At 57.3% G+C, this 3,951-nt stretch carries 4 protein-coding genes and 2 pseudogenes; 5 read left to right on the top strand and 1 reads right to left on the bottom strand.

From position 1 onward, the window contains the following. The 5 genes and pseudogenes from AO277_RS28075 to AO277_RS11750 form a co-directional block, all read left to right on the top strand. Window positions 1-86 (top strand): annotated as a pseudogene (locus AO277_RS28075) (transposase); the annotation flags it as partial. A 74-nt stretch (window positions 87-160) separates the two neighbouring features. Then, window positions 161-412 carry a helix-turn-helix transcriptional regulator gene (locus tag AO277_RS11765; protein WP_044320098.1) on the top strand — a complete coding sequence of 84 codons (252 nt, stop codon included), beginning with the start codon at window positions 161-163 and terminating at the stop codon, window positions 410-412. Between the two features lie 53 nt (window positions 413-465). After that, window positions 466-1,083 (top strand): annotated as a pseudogene (locus tag AO277_RS11760) (HipA domain-containing protein); the annotation flags it as partial. A 129-nt stretch (window positions 1,084-1,212) separates the two neighbouring features. After that, window positions 1,213-2,049 carry an AraC family transcriptional regulator gene (locus AO277_RS11755; protein WP_016982681.1) on the top strand — a complete coding sequence of 279 codons (837 nt, stop codon included), beginning with the start codon at window positions 1,213-1,215 and terminating at the stop codon, window positions 2,047-2,049. Between the two features lie 49 nt (window positions 2,050-2,098). Next, window positions 2,099-2,722: a LysE family translocator gene (locus AO277_RS11750; protein ID WP_257214219.1), complete on the top strand. Its 624-nt coding sequence runs from the start codon at window positions 2,099-2,101 to the stop codon at window positions 2,720-2,722. A gap of 79 nt (window positions 2,723-2,801) precedes the next feature. On the opposite strand, the gene AO277_RS11745 is transcribed toward AO277_RS11750, so the two are convergent. Beyond that, on the bottom strand, window positions 2,802-3,617 hold the full coding sequence (locus AO277_RS11745) for a formate/nitrite transporter family protein (protein ID WP_044320100.1): 816 nt from the start codon (window positions 3,615-3,617) through the stop codon (window positions 2,802-2,804). Between the last annotated feature and the right edge of the window lie 334 nt (window positions 3,618-3,951).

Genomic DNA, 3,951 nt, shown 5'->3' with positions numbered 1-3,951 from the left:
CTCGTGGCGTTGAAGATGTTCTGATCGCCGTCACGGATGGCCTCAAAGGAATACCGGAGGCGTTGGGGGCGGTTTTTCCTGCCACGAGGGAGTATCAGTTTGATTTATTCAAAGGTTAGGTATACGTTACATTTAATCTAATTTGTTATGCATACGGAACATGGACTATTCCCTCATCACAACGCGTCTCGGCGAGCAGATTCGGCAGCGCCGCCTCAATCGAGGGCTTACGCAAGCCAGGCTCGCCGCGATGGCAGCCGTCACACGGCAAAAGATAATCGCCGTAGAAAAAGGTGACCTCTCAGTAAGCATGACAGCCTATGCGCGCGTGCTAGGGGCGCTGGATTGTGAACTCTCGGTCATACCCGCTGTCATGCCTACACTGGATGAAATTGAGGGAGTATTCGACTGATGATGACCACGCTGCAGGTTGCGATGCCAGAGGAGTGGAAGAATCCTTAACAGTCGGTGGCTAATGAAGCAGGAATTGCTGTACCAGAGTTCTGCCTGTCGGATAATTCCAGGCTGTTCGTCATGCGCCGTTTCGACAGGGATGACCAGCTCAACCCTATTGGCTTTGAGGACATGGCGGTACTGATGGGCTTGCCCGCCGGGAAGAAATACAGCAAGAGCTACTCCGCTATCGCCAAAGCAATCCGCCTGTTCTGTGCCCCCGTCCAGGTACAGGACTCATTGGCCCAGCTATTCGCCATCGTGACCCTGAGCTGTATTGTCGGCAACGGCGACGCCCACCTGAAAAACTTCGGTCTGCTGTATTCCGACCCCACCCAACGAGATGCACGGCTCGCTCCAGCTTACGACATCGTCAACACCACGGCTTATATCCCCGAGGACGTGTTGGCACTGGATCTGCTCGGCAACAAGTCGCTATTCGCCTCGCGGCAGGGCCTACTGGATTTCGCCCAGATCTGTGATGTGACACGTCCAGAGGAGGTGATTTCCGGGCAACTTCAGGCACTGGAGCAAGTACTGGCGCGTTCGGTTGAGCTGAACGAGCAGGCGCCGGAGGTCATCGCTGCGGTCAGACGATGCGCTGAGCCGTTTATGAAAACCTTTGGGTAGCAAGCCGTTGGGCTTCGTGTCGCGACCTTTGGCAACTGCAATTCCAACAGACAGATGAATGCACGAATGTTCTAGACTCACCTTCTGACGTCAGCGATAAGCAATCGCTTTCATCGATTCAGGTGTTTTATGCCTTCCACACACTGGATAGACCTCGCTCGCGACCTTGATACAGGCATCGAGACGCTGCACGCGCACTTTCAGGGGCATGCCTATGATCCCCATTGGCATGACAGCTATCTGGTGGGCGTTACCCGGCAAGGTGTGCAGCAGTTCAATTGCCGCCGTCAGCGCCATGCCAGCACGCCCGGGCAGGTGTTCACACTGGAACCGGGGGAAATTCATGATGGCAACGCCCCGTGCGCCGAAGGGTTCACCTATCAGATGCTGTACCTGGACCCGCATTGGCTGAGCCGGGAGCTCAGTGGGTTGTTCGAACAGGCTCCCGACCAGCATCTGCCTTCTTTCGCCAACACCCTGCAAACCGAATCACGGCTGGCTCACGCGGTCACGTTCGCTTTCACGGCGCTGCATCAAAAAGAACTACGCATCGTTCGTCAAAGCGCGTTGGATGAATTACTGGCGCAGCTCATTGATCGGGTGCAATGGCGACGCATGACCGATCCCGATCCGCGCTTGCCGCAGGTGGCCTTGCGGGCGAGGGATTATCTGCACGCGCATCTGCATCAGGACGTGGGCATGAACGAGTTGGCAGCTGTTTGTGGCGTTGACCGCTTTCGCCTGACGCGGGCGTTCAAGGCCGCCTTTGGCCTGCCACCTCATGCATATCTGGTACAGCTGCGCCTGGCCAAGGCCCGTCGAATGCTGGCAGCCGGAATCTGGCCCGCTCAGGTGGCCAGCGATCTGGGCTTTGCTGACCAAAGCCATCTGGGCCGCTGGTTCATGCGCGCTTACGGACTTAGCCCGGCGGCCTATCGCTTGCGCTGCTCAAACCTTCCAGACTGATCCTGTGGTATGTCGCAGCATGGGCGTTTTCAGCCCTGGATTGCCGATTATGCTGCCTTTCATTCTGTTCGCCTTCGTCGCCTCGATTACCCCCGGCCCCACCAACATCCTGGTATTAAGCAACAGTGCCCGCTTCGGCTGGCGCGCCGTCGTACCGTTGATTCTGGGAGCCTGCACCGGCGCTGCACTGTTGGTGTTGCTCGTTGGCATGGGGGTCGGCCACTCATTGCTCGCGATCCCCAATGCTCAGCGCGTCATGGCATGGGTCGGCGTGCTGTGGCTAACCTGGCTGGCCTGGAAAATAGGTGCCGGCCCGACCGACTCAATCGAGCGGCAAAACAGTCTGCCGATGGGCTTTATCGGTGGCGCAGCACTGCAATTAGTAAATCCCAAGACCTGGTTCATGGCGCTGGCGGTAGTCAGTGTATTCAGCCAGCGCAGCCCGGTGTCTTACCTGGCGCTGGTGTTTTTTCTGATTTCCTTGCCCTGCCTCGGCAGCTGGGCTCTGATGGGCGCAGGCTCGTCCCGCTGGCTCACATCGCCTTGGCGAGTGAAGTNGGATCGGTTTTATGGACAGTGTCTGAGCGCGTGCGGCCTGGATTGGCGGTGGGTACGCGAGGAGTCGGCTTCATTCAAAGGCTCTTGTCGAGCCAACTCGACTATTTGCTTGTGAGGTGAGTTTTGCTCTTCAACTTGCTGGTTTGCTCTGCGGCCGTCATCTCTTTTCACCGCAGAGCCTGTATGGCGTCAGATTATTCCGGTGCTTGCGCGCCGCTGGCCCTGGACAGCTCAGCAGGTCGGGCTGCCGCATTGAAGAAGGCCAGGTGATAGGCCAGGCCTACGAACACCGCACCGCCCACCGCGTTACCCAAAAATACCGGAACGAAGTTGTCGCCGAACTGCGCCCAGCTCAAGGCGCCGGCAAAGATCGCTGCAGGAATGACGAACATATTGGCGACGATGTGCTGAAAGCCGATCGCGACGAATGCCATCACCGGAAACCACATGCCGACCACTTTACCGATCACGTCCTTGCTTGCGTAGCTGAGCCACACCGCCAGGCAGACCAACCAATTGCAGCCAATACCCGATATGAATGCCTGTTCGAAGCTGGCCCCTACCTTGGCATTGGCGATGGCCACAGTCTTGGCCATGAATGGGCCTTCAGTCAGCCCCACCACATGGCCGAAACAATAGGCGACGAACAGCGCGCCGATCAGGTTGGCCAGCGTCACCAGTACCCAGTTGCGCACCAAATGCCCCAGACCGATACGCCCGGCGAACAGCGCCATGGGCAGGCTCATCATGTTGCCGCTCAGCAACTCGCCACCGGCCAGCACCACCAGAATCAGCCCGACCGGAAACACCACAGCGCCAAGCAGATTGCCCAGCGACGCCCACTCGTGAGGGATCATGGTGCTGACATGAATATCGAGAAGAAACCCGAGGGCAATGAAAGCCCCTGCCAGAAAGCCCAGGATCATCAACGACGACAGGCCCAAGTGGGCTTTCTTGACGCCACTTTCGACGGCAATTTCAGCGATTTGCTGCGGGGTGTTCAGAGACATGGTGGGCTCGTGCGTGGTCGTGGGCTGAGCGTGGGGAGCAGAAGCTCAAGCGGTGCGCGCATCTGTCGCACGGGGAAACAACGTTACGGAATGTTTCAAAGGATGGCTAATCGGATGTTTTGATCGGCTGATTGAGAGGGTCGATGACTGGACTTACAGTTGTTTGGTTGGCAGGTTTGTAGTGGGTCAACTAAACCCGATCACTGAGTTGTCAGCGAACGAGCCATCTTGGAAACGCTGACTAAACCGCACAAGCCGGCGGATTCTGAGAGACTGTCAGAAATTTTGTGTTCGGGCATAACATGTAGCTAGAGGTGCATGTATGCCGACCAAA

It is taken from the genome of Pseudomonas amygdali (genome assembly GCF_002699855.1).
In the GTDB taxonomy this organism is placed as follows: domain Bacteria; phylum Pseudomonadota; class Gammaproteobacteria; order Pseudomonadales; family Pseudomonadaceae; genus Aquipseudomonas; species Aquipseudomonas amygdali.
This window is presented reverse-complemented; position numbering and strand designations above follow the sequence as displayed.

Excerpts from the sequence above, each read along its gene's own strand:
- AO277_RS11765 (WP_044320098.1), top strand. The coding sequence starts at position 161 with ATGGACTATTCCCTCATCACAACGCGTCTCGGCGAGCAGATTCGGCAG.
- AO277_RS11745 (WP_044320100.1), bottom strand. The coding sequence starts at position 3,617 with ATGTCTCTGAACACCCCGCAGCAAATCGCTGAAATTGCCGTCGAAAGT.
- AO277_RS11755 (WP_016982681.1), top strand. The coding sequence starts at position 1,213 with ATGCCTTCCACACACTGGATAGACCTCGCTCGCGACCTTGATACAGGC.